This is a genomic window from Streptomyces sp. NPDC002776, assembly GCF_053592195.1.
In genome coordinates, this window is the sequence record NZ_JBSFVG010000062.1 from 1 (window position 1) to 1,481 (window position 1,481).

Here is a 1,481-nt window from a genome sequence, read left to right on the forward strand (position 1 = left end):
ACCCGGCCGCGGCCAAGGCCCCGGACCTGATCGGCCGCGACTTCACCGCGGACAAGCCGAACGCGAAGTACGTCGGCGACATCACCTACCTGCCCGGATCTTGACCCGGGGTCTTGGACACCATGTACATGGGGCGGCGGCCAGGACGCACGCGGCATGGCCACGCTGTTCGCCACCTCGCCGCCAAGCTCATCATCCTGTGACGGCTGAGGGGAGGGCGCGACACGATGGGTGTCATCCGACCGCAGACTTGCACTGCGAATGGTCCCGCGTGTGCAGTTCATGCTGGTGGCGTGCGGATTCGAGCAGGTCCTGCCAGGACGTCACCAGGGGGCGACGGCGCAGGAGGGCACGTCGTTCGCGTTCGGTCATGCCGCCCCAGATGCCGTGCTCGATCCTTCTGTCCAGGGCATGGGCGAGGCATTCCGTGCGTACCGGGCAGCCTGCGCAGACAACTTTTGCCCTGTTCTGGGCGGCCCCGTCGACGAATAACTCGTCCGGTTCGACGGTCCGGCATTTGGCCTGTCCGCCCCATTCCTCACCGAAAGTCCCCACAGCCCCGCCCTCTCTGATCTGGCTTGTCCCGCTGGCCTGAGGCACCAGCGAGTGGCAAGTGCTCCCGACCGTATGACAGTTCGTCCGCACGCGGAACAGCGGTGTCGGGTTGTCATCCCTTCCAGCATTGTCTCGCAAGTGCGTGCGATCTCCGTGCGGCCGGTGAGTATTCCGGCGTGCGCAGGACGGGCTCCGCCGCGCTGAGGGGTTGACTTCCCTTGGGGCACGCATCCTTCGGTTCCCTTCGCAGGCGGTAGGGATCAGGCCGGGGGTGATGTTCTCTGTCTGCGGGCCCTTTTGGCCCTGTGCGACGTTGCAGCAGACCTTCTGGCCTTCCTGGAGCTCACGGAAGCCGGGGCGTTGATGTTGGAGTATGGGCGAAGACGTCGGGGCCTCCGCCGTCCTGCTCGATGAAGCCCAAGCCCTTTCCCGCGTTGAACCACTTCACGGTTCCCGTTGCCACGTCAATGCTTCTCATGTTGCAGTCCCGCACGGCGCGGACTCAAGGAGGATCATCTCCCCGGCGATGCCCGAGAAAGCAGAGTCCCCGTCTCCGGTCAGGATCCACCGATTGCGTTAGGGAGGTAGTGAAGCTTCGTCGGCGCACTCAGCGGCTCACCGGCGTCCTGCCGCTCCACCCGTGTGAGCTTCTGCGGGCCGCAAGAAATGGACCATGCGCTGGAAAGCACCGCTGAACGCCTTCCGGATCACCTTCGAAGGCCGGCTCACCCCGGCTGCTCTTTGAACACCTCAACAACCACGATCAGACGTCGATTTGACACACCCGTTTCGTCACGACTGGTGCGTCGCTGCGTGTTGGTCGCTCAGGCGGGGGGTCTGTGTGGCGAACGGTGGAACTCAGTCGGTTTTGTTCAGCGTCGTCCGGCGGTGAGCCGGCCGTCGAAGGTGATGTCGAAGGCTTGGAG

1 protein-coding gene and 1 pseudogene are annotated in these 1,481 nt (G+C 64.7%); both read right to left on the bottom strand.

What is annotated here, in order from left to right; all coding sequences use genetic code 11:
- Window positions 1–234 precede the first annotated feature (234 nt).
- A complete protein-coding gene (locus ACWD11_RS35140) occupies window positions 235–573 on the bottom strand; it encodes a WhiB family transcriptional regulator (RefSeq protein ID WP_389421689.1) in 339 nt (112 codons plus the stop codon).
- A 246-nt stretch (window positions 574–819) separates the two neighbouring features.
- Window positions 820–1,018, bottom strand: a pseudogene (locus tag ACWD11_RS35145) (cold-shock protein); the annotation flags it as partial.
- Window positions 1,019–1,481: the final 463 nt, after the last annotated feature.